Origin of the sequence: Arthrobacter sp. UNCCL28 (assembly GCF_900102805.1) — a bacterium.
GTDB lineage: Bacteria > Actinomycetota > Actinomycetes > Actinomycetales > Micrococcaceae > Arthrobacter > Arthrobacter nicotinovorans_A.
Genome location: NZ_FMWE01000003.1, coordinates 368489 through 385430, shown reverse-complemented (window position 1 = coordinate 385430; position 16942 = coordinate 368489). Strand labels below are relative to the sequence as shown.

Below are 16942 nucleotides of genomic sequence, written 5' to 3'. Positions count from 1 at the left end.
CGTGAACTACGTCATCCGAAAATTGGGCTTCTACGCCGCGGCTCTTTGGGCGGCACTGACCCTGAACTTCATCATTCCCCGGCTGCTTCCCGGCAACCCCGTAGACATCCTGCTGGCCAAGCTTCAACAGCGGGGAGGAAGCATCACCGAGGAGACCAGAAAGTCCTACGCCATCCTCCTGGGCGGCGACGACACGCAGCCCATCCTCGCCCAGTACTGGACCTACTTGGTCAACATCTTCCAGGGCGATCTCGGGGTGTCCATCAGCTACTTCCCGGCAAAGGTAACCGACGTCATCGGAGCATCGATGCCCTGGACGGTGATCCTGGTGGGTGTTTCCACCATCATCGCAGCCCTTCTGGGGATCCTTCTCGGGGCCTTCGTGGGCTGGAGACCGGGCACGTGGTTGGACTCATTGGTTCCGGCAACCACGCTCCTTGCAGCTGTTCCCTACTTCTGGCTGGCCCTGGTCCTGGTCTACATCCTGTCCCGTGGACTGGGATTGTTCCCGGGACAAGGCGGCTACAACGTGGTGCTGGACCCCGGCTTCAACGGGCCCTTCATCCTCTCGGCAATAGAACACGCGATCCTGCCGGCGCTCACCATTGTCATCGCCTCCCTCGGCGGATGGCTTCTGGGGATGCGCAACATGATGGTTTCCACGTTGTCCGAAGACTACGTGCTGACGGCCCGGGCCAAAGGACTTCCGGATCGCTGGATCCTCCGTAACTACGCTGCCCGCAACGCAGTTCTCCCATCCGTAGCTGGATTTGCCATCTCGTTGGGGTTCGTCGTCTCGGGATCCGTGGTGACCGAACAGGTCTTTTCCTACCCGGGAATCGGATCCCGGTTGCTGGCAGCAGTAACCAACAACGATTACGCACTCATGCAGGGCGTGTTCCTCTACATCACCATCGCTGTCCTGGCGGCGAACCTCCTGGTCGACCTCCTCTACAGCCTGGTCGATCCCCGCACACGGGCCAGGGGCTAAGGAGCAGATTCACATGACCAACATTCAATCCATGACGGGACAGGCGCCGGCCGATCCCACGGAAGAGCTGGCCACCATTTCGCGGGGCCGCGGCCAGCGCCCCAAGCCGGCTTGGCGCCTCATGCTCCCCACCCGTACTCCCTGGTTGATCACGGGCCTGGTTCTCATCGGATCCATCATCGTGTTCGGAGCCATAGGTCCGCTGTTGGTGGGCGACCCCGCAGCCATCAGCAACGTGGGGCTCAGCGGCCCCTCCGCAGAACACTGGCTGGGCACCACCCAAACCGGCCAGGACGTCCTGGCCCAGCTTGCGCACGCCACCCGCGGCTCACTTCAGATCGGGTTCCTCGTAGGCGTCCTTGCCACAGTCCTGTCGGCATTCTTTGGCATTTACGGCGCCTACATCGGCGGATTCGCGGATGAAGTCTTCTCCCTGCTTTCCAACGTGTTCCTGGTGATCCCCGGTCTTCCGCTGGTCATCGTCATTTCCGGTTTCGTTCCCCGCGAAAGCCGTGGCTTGTGGACCATCGCCGTGGTTCTGGCGTTGACCAGCTGGGCAGCCTCGGCCCGTGTCCTCCGGGCGCAGACCCTGTCCGTGAGGAACAGGGACTACGTTGCAGCTTCCAGGGTGTCCGGAGAACGCGCCTGGCGGGTAATCGCCGTCGAAATCCTGCCCAACCTCCTGCCTGTGCTGGCTTCCCAGTTCGTCTTCGCGGTGATAGCGGCGATTCTCGGCGAAGCCGGGTTGTCGTTCCTGGGACTGGGGGCGTCCAGCTCATCGACGCTGGGAACCATGTTGTTCTACGCCCAGAACGGCTTCGCCTTACCGCTGGGCGCTTGGTGGTGGTTCCTGCCGCCGGGCCTGATGATCGCCTTGTTCGGTATGGGGCTCTCCCTGATCAACTTCTCCATTGACGAGATCATCAATCCCAAGCTCAAGAACGCCCGGCTGGTACGTAAACGCGCACGCCAAACAGCCAGGATCCAGAAGAAAGCAGTCACATCATGAGCGCAGATCTCTCCCTGGAGCACGCGCCCGGGCTGACATCCCGCGGGCCCGTCCTGTCGGTCAGGGACTTGAGCGTGGTGTATGAGACGGAGCACCCTGTCCCGGCCGTCAAGAACGCAAGCTTCGAGCTTGGCCGCGGCGAGATCCTGGGACTCGCCGGGGAATCGGGATGCGGTAAGACCACCCTCGCCTATGCCATCAACCGCCTTCACCAGCCGCCGGCCCGGATTTCGTCCGGGCAGGTGACCTTCCATGACCGCGATGGCCAGGACATCGATCTCCTTGCCTTGGAGGACGAGGCACTCCGCCGTTTCCGGTGGTCCAAACTGTCCATGGTCTTCCAAGGCGCCATGAACGCCCTGAACCCCGTGCGCACTATTGGAAACCAGCTGGATGACACGTTGCGGGCACACAACCCAAGCCTCCGGAAGGTAGCCCGCCAGGACCGGTGCGCAGAGGTCCTCACCTTGGTGGGCGTAGATCCCAAGCGCCTGCGTTCCTACCCGCATGAGTTATCCGGTGGAATGCGCCAGCGCGTGATGATTGCCATGGCCATGCTGCTGGAACCACAGGTCATGATCATGGATGAACCCACCACGGCTTTGGACGTAGTGGTTCAGCGGGACATCCTCCGGGAAATCGTGCGACTGAAGGAAGAACTGAACTTCGCCGTCATCTTCATCACCCACGACCTCCCTCTGCTCTTGGAAATCAGCGACCGCATCGCCGTAATGCTTCGCGGCGAAATCGTGGAACTGGACACGGCCGAGGCCCTTTACCGTTCCGCCTCCCACCCCTACACCCGTAAACTGCTCGCCTCATTTCCCAGCCTGAGCGGCGGCCGAGGGGCGTTCATCCGTTCCGGCGAGGCAACAGATTTTGAGGAGCAGCCATGACATCTGTCTCGGTAACCAACCTGACCAAGGACTACACACTTCGTGAAGGCATCCGACGGCGGAACCTGCGGGCGGTGGATCGCGTCAGCTTCGATCTGCTGCCGGGCAAAACGGTGGCGCTCGTAGGCGAATCAGGATCGGGTAAGTCAACAATCGCCAAGCTCCTGACAAAAATGGAGAAACCCTCCTCCGGCTCGGTCTCGGTGCGGTTGGATGACAAGACTCCAGTGCTGGGGTCTGTTTACCGCCGGCACGTCCAGATGGTGTTCCAGGACCCGTTCGCGTCATTGAACCCGTTCCATTCCATAGAGCACCACATTGCCCGTCCGTTAAGGATCCACGGCAGGACGCGGACGTCAGCCGAAACACATCAGCGTGTGCTGGAAATGCTGGAACGCGTCAATCTGACCCCCGCCGAAATCATCGCGGCCAAACGTCCCCATGAGCTTTCGGGTGGACAACGCCAGCGCGTCGCCATTGCCAGGGCGCTGGCCCCGGGAGCCCAGGTCCTGATCGCGGATGAGCCGGTTTCCATGCTGGATGTTTCCATTCGCTTGGGCGTTCTGAACCTGTTGGGGCGGCTGCAGCGAGAGGACAATCTCGCAGTTCTCTACATCACCCATGACTTGGCAACGGCACGGCACTTCTCCGACGAGATCCTCGTCCTGTACCGGGGTCGGGTGGTGGAGCGCGGGCCGGCGGATGACGTCATCCTCAACCCCCAACACCCCTATACCCAGCTCTTGGCCCAAGCTGCCCCTGATCCTGAACGACTCGGAAAGGTGGCCGCCAGCGAGCTTCCCCCGGACCGTGACGCCATAGACAACACTGTGTGTTTCAACCACTTCAGCAAACGGTGGGTGCACATGGATGAAATCAGCGCAGATCTTTCAACTCTCGAACACCGCTAGGACACACAATGATCTCCACACCCTTGAACGCAGGATGGACTGTTTCGCCCGTTGCGGGCCCGGTACCGGCCAACATTCCGGCAAGCATCCCGGCCGAAGTGCCCGGTTCAGCACACACTGACCTGCTCCGTGCCGGGCTCATTCCGGATCCCTACTTGGATGACAACGAAAAGAAGCTGCAGTGGATGCACCATGTGGACTGGCGCTACGAACTCCCGTTGACGCTTCCTGTACCGGACGCTGAGGAGCGCGTTGATCTGGTCTTCGACGGTCTGGACACCGTCAGCAGCATTGCTCTGGGAGCGCACGAGTTGGGACGCACGGCCAACATGCACCGCTCCTACAGGTTCGACACCCGCGCGGCCGCTGGCGGCACCCTCCTTGACGGCAGTCAGCAAACACTGGCGGTTACCCTGCGGTCAGCAACTGCCTACGCGGAGGAACTCCGGTCCCGCCTGGGTGACCGGCCGAGCGCCTACCACCCGGTGCCCTTCAACTTCGTCAGGAAAATGGCGTGCAGCTTCGGGTGGGACTGGGGCCCGGACCTGAGGACCGCAGGGCTGTGGAAGGAAGCCAGGATCGAGCGGTGGTCTGTGGCGCGGCTCGCCCAGGTCACTCCATTGGTCACGGTCACTGCGGACGGCACGGGACACGTGGAGCTTCGGGTCTCGGTTGAACGCTCGGGCTTGGGCCAAGCAGGCGAACTCACCCTGACAGCCACTGTGCTTGGTCAGGCAGTTACGGGCCACCTACCTGCTGGGAGTCCGGCGACGGTCATTACCCTGGACGTGCCGAACGCTCCGCTCTGGTGGCCTGCCGGTTACGGCGAACAGCCACTGGCACCCCTGCAACTTTCTCTGCAAGGACCCGACGGCGAAGAACTGGATGCGTGGGAACGACGGATTGGTTTCCGCACGGTGCAGGTGGACACCAGCGAAGACGAGAACGGCACGGCATTCACTCTCCTCGTCAACGGGCAAGCTGTTTTTGTTAAGGGTGCCAACTGGATTCCTGATGACCACCTGCTGACCAGGATCACCCGGGACCGGATCAACCGCCGGCTGGATCAGGCCCTGGGTGCCAACATGAACCTCCTACGCGTGTGGGGCGGGGGGATCTACGAAACCGAGGACTTCTATTCGGCGTGTGATGAGCGCGGAATCCTGGTGTGGCAGGACTTCCTGCTCGCCTGCGCTGCCTATCCGGAGGAGTCACCGCTGTGGGAGGAGATCGAGGCTGAGGCCCGCGAAAACGTTGTGCGCCTGGCTCCGCACCCTTCCCTGGTGATCTGGAATGGCGGGAACGAGAACGTGTGGGGACACGAGGACTGGGGATGGAAGGAAGAGCTGGCAGGTGGCAGCTGGGGAGACCGCTACGCCCACGAACTCCTGGGGGCCATTGTGGCCGAACTCGACCCCACGCGCCCCTACTGCGATAACAGCCCCTACTCCCCCGGCCGGAAGCCGGAGGACATCCACCCCAACCACCCGGACCACGGAACACATCACCAGTGGGAAGTCTGGAACAGGATTGACTACTCCGAATACCGAAGCGAGGTGCCGAGGTTCTGTTCGGAATTCGGCTTCCAAGGCCCGCCAACGTGGCGGACGCTAAGCGACTTCGTGCACGCGAACGAGGGCGGACCGCTGGCCAACGCTGTTGACCCCAAGGAAGACCCCATCTTCTTGGTGCACCAAAAAGCAGACGACGGCAACGGCAAGCTCGACCGTGGCCTCGCTCCACATTTGGGCATTCCGGCCGACTTCGAAGACTGGCACTGGGCTACACAGCTCAACCAAGCCCGCGCTGTTCGCTACGCTATCGAGCACTACCGCTCCTGGTGGCCGCGCACTGCCGGTGCCATCGTCTGGCAGCTCAATGACTGCTGGCCAGTGACATCGTGGGCGGCCGTGGATTCCGAGGAACGGCCCAAGCCGCTATGGCACGCCCTCCGCCTCGCCTACGCACCGAGGATCATTTCCTTTGGAGAACGCGATGGGCAGCTTTCTGTGTCATTGGTCAATGACACAGATCAGCCTTGGGGCGGACCGATTGCGTTCTCCCTGCAAACCCTTGATGGCGAGGTCCGGAGCCACCACGACGAACACATTGAGGTCCCAGCCCGGGGCGTGCTTACGCTGCCGGTCAGGCCGGAACTCAGTACACCGCAGGACCCGTCCACGGAAGCCCTGATCGTCAGCATGGGACCGGGGCTGGTTGTCCACACTTTCGTGGAGGACGTCGATCTGCGTCTCAGCCCTGCCCCACTGGAAGCCTCGGCCAACGCCGTGGCAGGTGGATACGAGATCACCGTGAAGGCTCACTCGCTGGCCCGCGACATCACCCTCCACGTTGATCGGGTGGACCCGGCTGCCAGCGTCGATCACGCCCTGGTCACCCTGCCTGCAGGAGCGGAGTGGAGCTTCAAGGTGAGTTCCGACGTCGAAGGTTTGGACCCGGCACAGTTCCTCTCATCAGCAGTGCTGAGGACGGCCAACGATCTGCGGGCCGTCCCCACCCAGGCGCTCGACTCAACTGCTGCAACCACTGCGTAGGCTCACCATGACACATCAATTCAGGGCAGAACTTGAAATGGGAGCCCGCAATCGGGCACTCAGTTCGGGTTGGTACATGCGCCTTGTAGAGGGGCCGGCGCCCCGCCGGGTATCGGGCCAACTGATACCAGCGTCACGGCCGGGAGCGATCTCCCACGACCTCACATCCGTGGGTCTCCTGTCCGCTGCATCTGCGTCGATGACCGCCCAGTCCGTGGATTGGGTGGCACGCTGCGGATGGGAGTACAGCGTGGACTTTCCCTGGCGTTCCTCAGGAGAAGGCAGGGCCAAGCTGATCTTCCACGGGCTCTCCCCCACGGCGTCGGCCAGCATCAACGGCCATGCATTGCAGCCCGACCCCGGCCAGGGACCGGCATTCCATGATGTTGACGCCCTGCTCCTGAACGGGATCAATACCCTCAAAATCACCCTCATCCCGGAAGCGGCACCCGCGCCCGCGGGTGTGGACGCTCCCACCAGCTGACGAAAAGAAACTCCTGTGACCTTTCCTTCCACCGTCGTCGCCATTGACGGCGGGCAGTCTTCAATCCGCGCCAGGCTCCTGGCCGGTACGACCACCGAGTTGGAGCGGGAATTTCCTCCCCTCCTCACCCACGGGCCGCTCATGCCCCAGCTCGAAAGCGTCATCCGCTCGGTCCTCGCCAACCAGGCGCGGCAGGAAGTGCACGTCGCGGCAGCGCTTTCGGGCCTGACTCCGGATAATGCCGACGCCGATGGAGTGTTGCAGGCGTGCGAAGACTTGGGCGTCACCGCGATCCGTTTGGCGCACGACTCCATCTCGGGTTATCTCGGCTGCCTCGGCGAGCGCGGTGGAGCAGCGCTCGCCGCCGGCACCGGCGTCGTGACCTTGGCTACCGGACCCACCGGGTACTCCCGGGTGGATGGCTGGGGGAACATCATGGGTGACGCCGGAAGCGGGTACTGGATAGGCCGGGCCGGCCTGGACGCTGCCATGCGGGCTCATGACGGCCGTGGCCGGCCCACTGCCATCCTGGACATTCTTCGGCGCGACTTCCCCGACGTCGAGGCTGCGTACATCGACATCCAGTCCAATCCCGAACGAGTCTCCCTTGTGGCTTCCTATGCCCGGGCCATCATCGACCTCTCTGAAGAGGATGAAGTCTCGGCTCGGATTGTTGCCCAGGCTACGGACGAGCTGGCCCTTTCTGTCGGTGCGGGGCTGCGCAACACCGGTTGGACGCCGCAGGACAGCCCCGCCATCAGCTGGGTAGGAAAAATCCTGTCGAACCCCAAAGTTGCCCTGCCGCTGCAACGCAAACTCGAACAGGCCTGGCCATCTGCGGAAATACTTGCACCTTTGGGTGGCCCCTTGGACGGGGTTGCCCAGCTCGCCATTCTTCCTCCGGACCACCCGCTTCACCCACAGTTACATTCGGCGACTCTCCAGGGCTTGTCGTAGCAGGACCCTCCAACCATTTGTTAAGGACCAGAAACGTGCATTTACTGACCGGCGCCCGGCGCTCCTATGACTGGGGCTCCACCACGTCCATGACCGAATTCCTAGGTACGGATTCCGACGGAAAGCCCTTCGCCGAACTGTGGTTGGGAGCGCATCCAACAGGTCCGTCCACCATCACCGGTCCCGCGGGAACTGAGGATTTGGATGACTGGGTCGCCCGGGACCGCTTGGGCAATCTCGGGCATAGCGTTGATACTTCATTCGGACGCCTGCCCTTTCTTGTGAAGCTCCTGGCACCCGCCAAACCTCTCTCCATCCAGGTGCATCCCACCCGCGAGCTGGCCGCGAAAGGTTACTTGGAGGAAGAACGGCAGGGCATTCCCTTGGACGATCCCCGCCGGACCTTTAAGGACACAAACAACAAGCCCGAAATGGTTTACGCCATCTCACATTTTGAGGGGTTGGCAGGATTCCGACCACGGCAAGAGATAGCCCTGTTCCTTGGGGAAATCGCCGGGCCCCTGGAACCTGCACAAGACCGCCTCAACGCGCCGGGCGAACAAGGCATGAAGCTGATGCTGGAAACACTGGTGGGATTGTCCCCGGAGGACATCCGGACCGTGCTGGAGATTGCTGCGTCATTAGCCCTGGATCATCGGCATCCTGCGGTTCGGGAGGCCTGTGCCACAGTGTGCGAACTGGCCACCGCCTACTCCGGCGATGTCGGTGCCATAGTTTCGTTGGTTCTGAACAGGGTGCGCCTTGCACCCGGGGAGTCGATGTTCCTCGCTGATGGCGTTCCTCACGCATATCTGGCCGGATTCGGCCTGGAGGTCATGGCCAACTCAGACAACGTCCTGAGGCTGGGCCTGACAAGCAAGCACATCGATATCCAGGCCATGCTCGGGGCGGTGGATTTCTCCTCAAGCGGCGTCGATATCACCTCTGGACCCATCAACGCCGCCACCCACATCTTCCGGCCGCCGGTCCCCGATTTCGCATTGAGCATCACCCGGCCGGAGCGGTCCGGCGAAGGCTGCGTCACGTTACCGGGCAGCGGTCCCCGCATTCTGGTGTGCCTCGAAGGCAACGTGAGGGTACAGACGCAAGTCTCAGCGGATACCCCTACCATCACGCGTGGCCAGTCTGTCTTTGTCCCGGCCAACGAAGGCGGGATCCGCGTTGAAGGCGCGGGCACAATCGCCCAGGCCTTCGTTCCCTGAAACAGGGCCTGAGAAGCTACTTCCGTTATCGAAACCTGCGCCCGACGATCCTGTTACGGCCGTTCGGGATCCAGCTCCAGCGATACCCATTATCTGCCCAGTTAGCTCAACCCACTGGTCATCGGAGCACAGCGGTTAGCCATAGAGTCGCGAAGCGGTCATCCTATAAGCGGCGTCTCCAGCCAGCAACATTGGTTCGACCCAGGCGGTGTATCCCTCTGCGGCGACATACATCCGCCGCGACTGAAGACCTGCTGCTGCGAGCCAGAGGACCGATGAGTCAGGCATGACGCTGTCAACCAACCCTGTCGCGACTACGTCCTCGTCCATGCGTATTTGGACGAGGGCTCCCTCCAACCTCCACCAATCCGGGTAGTTTTGGAGCGTCATCAGTGTCTCCTTGCATCGCTGATAGGTACTGGATAATTCAGCGTGGAGACGGCTTCGCCCAAGATCCTTGAGCGAAGCCGTCCTGTCGCTGGTGCCCTGGAGGAGTTCTAGGACGCCTCCGCCGGGATCTGGTCGTACCGCACGGATTTGACGGCTTCCATCACCGATTGCAAACTTTCCGGATTCCGACCAGTGATCAGTTGTACGTGCCCTGAAAGTACGGTCTGATAGCCCTCCGCAATCGCGACTTCAGCGGTGACCAACTCATCGCTCGCCCACATGTGGCCGTCGGCGCTGGGCGGCATGGAGGGGTCGTAAGTCCTCGGGATGCCGATTGAATCGAAGAAGGCGAGACGCTCATCAGCGGAAATCGGCTGATAGTCAATGGGTGCGCCATGTATCTCCGACCCGATGCGGGCAATGTCTTCAAAAGTCAAAAGGTCCGGTCCGGTGATTTCGTAGACAGCACCCTCATGCTTTTCTGCGGCGAGCAGTACAGCGGCGGCGCTGCGGGCGACATCAGCTTTGGCGGCCGGCGCCAACCGCCCATGTCCGGTAGCCTGTGCCATAACACCACAGGCCGCCGCTGGAGCGACGAGGATATTGCTGATGATTTCCGAGTACAACGCGTTGCGGAGGAAGGTGTAGGCCATACCGGATTCCCTCAAATCAAGCTCACTTTGATAGTGGTCCCGGGCTGAGAGTGCCGGGTTGGTGGGATGGATACCACCCACAGAGGTGTACACGATGTGACGGACAGCGGCATGCTGTGCCGCAGCAATTGCGTTCCTGGTCTCCGCTACCCGCCGGCCAAGGTTAAGTCCACTGATGAGGAACAGGACGTCGCCACCACTGTAGGCCTCGTTGAGGGATTCCGGTTCTTGGTAATCGCCCCGCATGACGCGGATCCCCGGATTCTTGTGTCTGTACAACTTCTCCGGGGTACGCGACACCAGAGTCAATTCGATGTCCGGGTCAGCTGCCAAAAGCAGTTCAGTAACCCTGCGTCCAAGATCTCCCGACGCCCCGCTGATGATAATACGGCCCACTTCAGGCCTCCTTTTGTTCGGTTTCTTGTTCCCGGCCTCTTTGGCGGGAACGGTCCTGCGGGTGGTGCAATGTCAGCCGAGCGGTCCCCAGAACGTCTCCCCGCCATAGGTATCGGACATGGGAGAAAGCGCTTCGGGCCAAACATCGGGATCGACAACGCGTCGTTGCGAAGCTGACCTGACGGAGCCGTCCCATCCCACTTGTTCCATGTAGTAGTACAACTGCATGACGTGGCCGTCGGGATCTACGGCGTGAACCGTGTAATCGACACCAGGGTGGATGTCCTGCGGCAAATCGAGAAGCTTGACTCCGCGCTCTTCGAGATAAGCGCGTGCAGCTTTCAGTTGTTCGTATGAACCAAGCTGAATGCCGAAAGAAAGCAGCGTGGTGTGCTCACTGACCCCGAGTTTCTTCCGGAGTTCCATCGGAAAGAGTCCCAGGCTGTGGTGTTCGGTATTGGTCCTCAGGAAGACCGCACGGTGGCCGTCCACCATCGTCTCCTCGCTCTTTACCAAGCCGAGCCGTTGCGTGTAGAACTCTTCAGCGCCCGCGACGTCCTCGACGAAAATGCTGACCGGTCCAATACGCACTGGCTTAAAGGGTCGCGAAAGGAGAACGCCGCCGACGTCGAACGTTTTGGGCAACTCGTCCACCCAGCGGTAACCACTGGTGAGGTCCACACCCTGCGCTTCAGCATCGGCCAACTCGCTGCTCTCGGACTTCGTCGGCAGCGATGGGTGCTCATTGGCCCACGGCCACAGGACTTCGGGTTTGCTCCGGCCATCCCATCCCACCTGTTCGATCCCGTATTCGAGCTCGTTGGTGTGCCCTGTGGGATCCGGGAAGTACGTGTGCCAGTTGGAGCCCGGATCCCGGCCATACCGTTCGATCTTGTTGCCCAATGACTCGAGCCACAGCCGGGCCTGGACCACTTCGCGGAGGCTGCCAACCTGCCACGTGATCTGGTTGATGGTGAGATCGCCCCTGGCCGGCGAATCCATGTGGTCCACCCAGGCCTTCGGCATCAGGACGAAGGTGTGGTGATCGCTGTTGTGGCGAAGGAAATAGATGTGTTTGTCGGCAAGGCCATCGAGCCACGTGCCTGGATCGTACTTTTCAAGGTTCAAGGCGTCCGCCACGTGGAACCCCAAAAGATCCCTGTAGAAGGCCAACGATGCACCGGTGTCTTCGACGCTGATGCCGAAGTGGTTCAGTCGGCGGATTTTGAAGGGACGGTCATAAAGCACACCGCCAACGTTGTGCTGCTGTTCGCTCATGATGCTCATTTCTTTGTCGTGGTCCTTTGAAAGCCTGGGCTACACCCGGGAAGGGAGGTGATTGGAGTACCTAGGCACTCGGGCTGATGACTTCGTTTCGAATGGTGCCAATAAGGGACGAGGACACCTCCACCACATCGCCGGGTTTCACGAACAAGGCATCCGGGTGCGAGCCATCCGTTTGCTGGCGGCTTGAATCCACCGCGGTTCCCTTGGGTGTGCCGCTGCTGATGAGATCACCCGGGTAGAGGGTGGTGTCCGCTGACAGATGCTGGATGAAGGTGGAGAAGTCGTGAACCATGGACTTGGTATTGCCGCTTTGCCGGATCTCGCCGTTCACCCGGCACTCCAGCGGAATGTCCTGCGGGTCAAGACCCTCGTTGACAACGATCCAGGGTCCGATGGTTGCCGAGGTGTCAAAGTTCTTTGAGTGCATGAAGTCCGGCCCAAAAGAAACGTTGTCCCGGATCGACCAGTCGTTGTGAAGCGTGTATCCCCAGATGTAGGGAAGGGCATCATCCCGGCCGATGTCCCGGCCCTGCTTCCCGACAATGACCGCTACTTCGGCTTCGTAGTCCAGGCGCCGGGTCCTGGCGGGGTAACGTACCGGTTCCCCATCCGCCCCGACTGCCCGGTGATCCTTCAGGAAATACTTGGGTCCGCCTTGAACCAGCCGGTCAAGGACTTCGGCCGTATCATTTCCCGCGCTGTTTTTGCTGGCAGCTTCCATGTGGTCAAAGAAGTTGGCCAGCGCGCAATAGATCCGGGATCCCTGGGCAACCGGAGCGTGCAGGTTCGTCTCAGCGAGGTCAAAGAACAGGGGCTCTCCGTCGCGTCCCCGGTCGTCGGCGGCCTTGGACCACAAATAGTCGACGGCGGATTGCGCGCCTTCGAGTGCCCGGTTTCCTTCGGTGATGAACTCCCCGAGCTCCGCCGGCACTTCTGCGTCGGCCCGGGCCTGCGGCCGCGCCTCCTCGGAGGTTTCGGCAAGATATTTTGCATAGGCGGCATTTGCGTCCACCACCTTGTTTTCCACGATGACGCCCACACGTCGGTGGGGGCCAAAAACAGCAATCTTCATCAGTTCTCCTGGATATTTAGTGTTTTGGTGGTCTGGTGCGTTGTTGGATCCATGCCGGCTCACGTGAGAGGATCGACGCCGACGTCCTCGAAGACGCGCGCGTCTGTTGGGGTGAGGCTGTAGATGGTGAGGCCCTGGATCTTCCCATCCCGGATTGTGAAGAAATCGCCCAGCTTGAGGCTCTTACCGTTGGCATCCAGGTCGATCTCCACAGCTACGTGGTCTCCATGTACCACCGGAGCATGGGGGCTGGGCGTCATTTTTCCGGCGGTGAGTCCGTTGCGGTACATCCGCCTGATGGCATCGGCGCCTTGCAGGGTTCCTGCAGCATTGGTCAGCCGCGCATTCGAAGCAAACAGATCGGCTACGGCTTCTGCGTCCCCGGCCTTCACGCCGTCGAAGTAGGCTGCGACAATTTCGGTTGAGGTAGTCATTTGGTGTTGTCTCCTTCCACTGCAAACCGTTCCGGTTTACGTCGGGTTGGTCTGGGGGTCGGTGTCAGGCGCTGAGGTACTTGGCAGATGCGTAGATCGACTTGTACTCCAAGTACGCGTTGATGCCCTCGGGTCCGAGTTCCCTGCCCACTCCGGAATCCTTGAACCCGCCGAACGGGGCACCGAGGTCCAGCGTGTAGTAGTTCAGTCCTATGGTTCCTGTGCGGACGCGCCGGGCCACAGACAAGGCCCTGTCCTCATCGGCGCTCCACACGGATCCGCCCAGACCGTAGTTGCTGTCGTTTGCCATCCGCACAGCGTCCTCGTCGTCGTCGAACGGGATCAGTGCCATGACCGGCCCAAAGACCTCCTCCCGGGCCAGGCGGTCGCTGTTGGCGACATCGGCAAATACTGTGGGCTCAACGAACCATCCCTTGTCAGCCCCGGCAGGACGGCTTCCCCCCGTTACCAGACGGGCGCTGGAGGCTTTTGCCATATCGATGTAGTCCATCACCCGCGCCAGATGCTCCCTGGTAGCCATGGGCCCCATGGTCACTGTGGGATCCAGCGGGTTTCCTACGTTGTACGAGGCAGCAAAGCTCCCCACCGCCTCTACAACTTCCTCGTAGCGTGAGCGGGCAACGAGAATACGTGACTGGGTGGTACACGTTTGGCTGTTGTTCAGGAAGGACGCGTTGTCTAGTCCGGCCAGCAGGGTGTTGATGTCACCGTCTTCGAGGAAGAGGGCGGCAGACTTGCCTCCCAGTTCAAGGGTGCATCGACGGATCAAGCGACCGCATTCGGCGCCGATGATCCTGCCGGCAGCCGTGGAACCAGTGAAGGCAATCTTGTCCACCAGAGGATGTGACACCAGCGCAGCCCCTGCGTCCCGATCCCCCAGGACAATGTTGAGGACACCGTCAGGCAGTCCTGCAGCCTTGGCCGCATCAGCAAAGACGTAGGAATCCAAGGCGGTTTCCGGAGATGGCTTGAGTACCACCGTGCAACCGGCAGCCAAGGCTGGAGCGATCTTGAACATGGCCAGCGCTTGCGGGAAATTCCATGGTGCGATCGCGCCCACCACACCTACCGGCTCCCTTCGGACAATGGTGGACCCTGCCTGGCTGGTGCGTACTTCTTCCAATGCCAGGTTTTCAATCACGTTGGCGTAGATGTTCAGGAGGGCTCCGGGAGCACCTCCATTCAGCATCTGTGAGAGCCCGATCGGCATGCCGTTCTCCCTGGAAACCAGTTCGGAAGTGCCGGCGGACCGCAGATTCAGCTCATTGGCGAAACGCCGTAGAACCTCAGCCCGTTCCTGTGCCGTCGTCTTGCCCCAGGGCCCTTCGTCGAGGGCCCGCCGGGCTGCCAGGACAGCGGCATCGATATCCGCTTCAGTCCCCATGGCCGCTACCCCAATGACCTCACCAGTAGCTGCCTCCACTTGGTCCCGGAGCAGATCCCCGGCTGGCTTGACCCACACACCATCAATAAAGAAGTGCCTTCGGTCCAGATCATGTTGCTTCTCAACGATGAGGGACATGTGTTCTCCTAGCTAAGAGTTGTGGAAATTCAGGACACCGCGGCATCAGGCCGGGAGGTTCAGGAAGGTGCCCTGCAGGAAGATGAGTGGTGGGTTGGTGGCCCGAAGCTCCAGGGACTCGACGCGGCCGACAACCTGGTAGTGGTCCCCTATGAGGTCGATTTTGTAGCGGGTGCATTCCAAGGTGACAATGGCGTCGTTGAGCAGGGGCACTCCCCTGCTGGACGGGGTCCAGTCGACGTCACTGAAGCGGTCTTCCGAGCGCCGGGAGAATGCCTTGCAGAGTGCGGTTTGGTCCTGCCCCAGGATGTTGACTCCAAAATGGCTTGCTTCGTAGAGCCGGGGCCAGGTTGTAGATGCCTTGTCCACGAAGAACGCCACCAAAGGCGGTTCCAATGACACGGACGTGAAGGAACCTACCGTCATTCCTACCGGTCCGGACCTGGTGCCGGCTGTCACTACCGCGACGCTTGTTGGCACATGGCCCAGCACGCGACGGTAGATTAGTGATGGGTCCTCAACTGATGCTTCGGGAATGGTGGGGATGGACATTGGTGACCGTGCCTTAAAGGTTGATGGTTGGTTCCAGGCCCATCAGGACCCGACCGTAGGCTTCTTTGCCGATTTCAGGAGTGACAAAAGCGTGCCGGGCGGCGATTTCGGAGTCACGCCAGATCTGGTTAAGGACGTTGGCCTCGGCGAATGACCCTGCGCCGTTGGCGGTCATCAGGGCATCGATTGCCTGACCAACAAGTTCGGCAATAACCCCGGTGTCGTTACGGATACGCGCCCGGGTAGTCAGATCCAGCTGCTCACCGGCATCGGCTGCGGTGTCAATGTCCAGGCACATGCGGTTCAACAGCAACTCGGACATGTGCAGATTCGAAGCTGCCTTGGCCACTGCCAGTTGATGCGTCGGTGAATCCTTGGCGTTGCTGTACATGGAGTACGCCACCGGCTTGCCCGGGAGCTTGGCCAACGTAATCTCCAGTGCGTGGCGTGCCAAGCCGATCTGCGGAGCAATCAGGATCGCTGCTGCAACAGCGTTGAAAGCGACATTTGCCATGCGATCGTCTTTGTACGGTGACAAAAAGTTGGAGCTGAGCATGTTGCTCAGGCGCTGCACCCGGTGATCCGGCACGAAGTGGTCCTGAACGACGATCGTGTCGCTGCCGGTGCCCTTCATCCCAGCCACGAACCAGGTTGGCTCAATCGTCCAGGCTTCCGCGGGAATCAACGCCAGCGCCATGGGATCATCACCGTCGAGCAATACACCCAGGGTTGCCCAGTCTGCAGCGAAAGAACCTGAAGAATATGGCCACCGGCCGCTGACCAGGTAGCCACCCTCAACGCGTTCACTCTTGCTTCCGGGGCTGAATGTTCCTGCCACCTTGGCCAAGGGATTATTGCCGAACACTTCCTCCTGCGCCTGCTCGGAGAAGGTTGAAGCGAAGCCGGTGCCCACCATCATCAGCGTTGTTACCCAGCCTGTGGAACCGTCACCCCGGGCAATCTCCTGGGTTACCTCAACCGCTGTACGCAAGGAGGCCCCCATTCCCCCGTGACGTTTGGGAACCAACATCCGGAAAAGGCCGGCGTCCTCCAAAGCTGCAACTACTTCCGGAGCCACACGGCGGGCTTCTGAACCCTGGGCCGCGAACTCCCTTACCAAGGGAACCAGTGCGGTAGCGCGGGCTACCAGCTCAGAATCCGGCACGTTGATATCAGACAATTCGGTGATTGACGTCGCTGTCATGGTTCCTCTTTCATGTGGGTGAAATAAAATCGGCAGGCTTTTACCGCTGATCTTCAAGTGAAGTGTGAAATATTCGTCAGCAATCATTCAGATGCTGCTTGATGTAATAAGATTCGTGGAGAGTCGATGCCCTTTGGGTGTAATTCGTGTCTTCGCAGTCCGGCCAGATGTTGTCCGCCGCCCACGAATTGCACACATCATCCGCAGCTTTGAGGTTTGTAAAGAAAATGGAATCTCCAGCAGATCCCCCAATGCCGGGAAGTGGTACATTCGCGCCGTTCCGACACGCTGCTGGATTAGCTGTTCTGCGCCTCATCGCGCTTACCTTCCAATTTCTCCAAAGAGTTGTTGTGACTGCATCCAGTGTGCTCCGCTGCACTTGGTA

16 protein-coding genes are annotated in these 16942 nt (G+C 60.8%); 8 read left to right on the top strand and 8 right to left on the bottom strand.

Going from position 1 to position 16942, the window contains the following annotated elements; genetic code table 11:
• The first annotated feature begins 1 nt into the window (after nucleotide 1).
• Genes BLQ01_RS10360 through manA form a run of 8 tightly spaced genes read left to right on the top strand, consistent with a single transcriptional unit; the run spans nucleotide 2 to nucleotide 9026 of the window.
• A complete protein-coding gene (locus BLQ01_RS10360; RefSeq protein ID WP_091551603.1) occupies nucleotides 2-991 on the top strand; it encodes an ABC transporter permease in 990 nt (329 codons plus the stop codon).
• Between the two features lie 13 nt (nucleotides 992-1004).
• Nucleotides 1005-2000 carry an ABC transporter permease gene (locus BLQ01_RS22345; protein WP_175493410.1) on the top strand — a complete coding sequence of 332 codons (996 nt, stop codon included), beginning with the start codon at nucleotides 1005-1007 and terminating at the stop codon, nucleotides 1998-2000.
• On the top strand, nucleotides 1997-2896 hold the full coding sequence (locus tag BLQ01_RS22340) for an ABC transporter ATP-binding protein (protein WP_175493409.1): 900 nt from the start codon (nucleotides 1997-1999) through the stop codon (nucleotides 2894-2896). Before BLQ01_RS22345 ends, BLQ01_RS22340 begins: the two co-directional genes overlap by 4 nt.
• Nucleotides 2893-3807, top strand: a complete 915-nt coding sequence (locus BLQ01_RS10350) for an ABC transporter ATP-binding protein (RefSeq protein WP_091551601.1) — start codon at nucleotides 2893-2895, stop codon at nucleotides 3805-3807. Before BLQ01_RS22340 ends, BLQ01_RS10350 begins: the two co-directional genes overlap by 4 nt.
• Before the next feature lie 8 nt (nucleotides 3808-3815).
• The gene (locus tag BLQ01_RS10345) at nucleotides 3816-6362 is read left to right on the top strand and encodes a glycoside hydrolase family 2 protein (protein WP_091551599.1); all 2547 of its coding nucleotides are present in this window, start codon (nucleotides 3816-3818) and stop codon (nucleotides 6360-6362) included.
• Nucleotides 6363-6369: 7 nt separating this feature from the next.
• Nucleotides 6370-6846: a glycosyl hydrolase 2 galactose-binding domain-containing protein gene (locus tag BLQ01_RS22120; protein WP_139183480.1), complete on the top strand. Its 477-nt coding sequence runs from the start codon at nucleotides 6370-6372 to the stop codon at nucleotides 6844-6846.
• A 15-nt stretch (nucleotides 6847-6861) separates the two neighbouring features.
• Nucleotides 6862-7803, top strand: coding sequence for a BadF/BadG/BcrA/BcrD ATPase family protein (locus BLQ01_RS10335; RefSeq protein WP_091551596.1), 942 nt, complete (start codon nucleotides 6862-6864; stop codon nucleotides 7801-7803).
• Nucleotides 7804-7838: 35 nt separating this feature from the next.
• A complete protein-coding gene (manA, locus tag BLQ01_RS10330) occupies nucleotides 7839-9026 on the top strand; it encodes a mannose-6-phosphate isomerase, class I (protein WP_091551594.1) in 1188 nt (395 codons plus the stop codon).
• A gap of 135 nt (nucleotides 9027-9161) precedes the next feature.
• Here manA and BLQ01_RS10325 read toward each other — a convergent pair whose 3' ends face one another.
• The 8 genes from BLQ01_RS10325 to BLQ01_RS10290 all read right to left on the bottom strand — a co-directional run bounded on the left by BLQ01_RS10325 (nucleotide 9162) and on the right by BLQ01_RS10290 (nucleotide 16557).
• The gene (locus BLQ01_RS10325) at nucleotides 9162-9416 is read right to left on the bottom strand and encodes a hypothetical protein (protein WP_051420768.1); all 255 of its coding nucleotides are present in this window, start codon (nucleotides 9414-9416) and stop codon (nucleotides 9162-9164) included.
• A gap of 107 nt (nucleotides 9417-9523) precedes the next feature.
• Nucleotides 9524-10465, bottom strand: coding sequence for an NAD(P)H-binding protein (locus tag BLQ01_RS10320; RefSeq protein WP_091551593.1), 942 nt, complete (start codon nucleotides 10463-10465; stop codon nucleotides 9524-9526).
• A 72-nt stretch (nucleotides 10466-10537) separates the two neighbouring features.
• Nucleotides 10538-11743: a VOC family protein gene (locus BLQ01_RS10315; RefSeq protein WP_026540435.1), complete on the bottom strand. Its 1206-nt coding sequence runs from the start codon at nucleotides 11741-11743 to the stop codon at nucleotides 10538-10540.
• 70 nt (nucleotides 11744-11813) lie between these two features.
• Nucleotides 11814-12824, bottom strand: coding sequence for a fumarylacetoacetate hydrolase family protein (locus BLQ01_RS10310; RefSeq protein ID WP_026540434.1), 1011 nt, complete (start codon nucleotides 12822-12824; stop codon nucleotides 11814-11816).
• Nucleotides 12825-12883: 59 nt separating this feature from the next.
• Nucleotides 12884-13258, bottom strand: coding sequence for a nuclear transport factor 2 family protein (locus BLQ01_RS10305; RefSeq protein WP_026540433.1), 375 nt, complete (start codon nucleotides 13256-13258; stop codon nucleotides 12884-12886).
• 64 nt (nucleotides 13259-13322) lie between these two features.
• Nucleotides 13323-14801, bottom strand: coding sequence for an aldehyde dehydrogenase (locus BLQ01_RS10300; RefSeq protein WP_026540432.1), 1479 nt, complete (start codon nucleotides 14799-14801; stop codon nucleotides 13323-13325).
• Nucleotides 14802-14846: 45 nt separating this feature from the next.
• The gene (locus tag BLQ01_RS10295) at nucleotides 14847-15353 is read right to left on the bottom strand and encodes a flavin reductase family protein (protein WP_026540431.1); all 507 of its coding nucleotides are present in this window, start codon (nucleotides 15351-15353) and stop codon (nucleotides 14847-14849) included.
• A 13-nt stretch (nucleotides 15354-15366) separates the two neighbouring features.
• Nucleotides 15367-16557 (bottom strand): acyl-CoA dehydrogenase family protein, encoded by a 1191-nt coding sequence (locus BLQ01_RS10290; protein WP_091551591.1) that lies wholly within the window; start codon nucleotides 16555-16557, stop codon nucleotides 15367-15369.
• Between the last annotated feature and the right edge of the window lie 385 nt (nucleotides 16558-16942).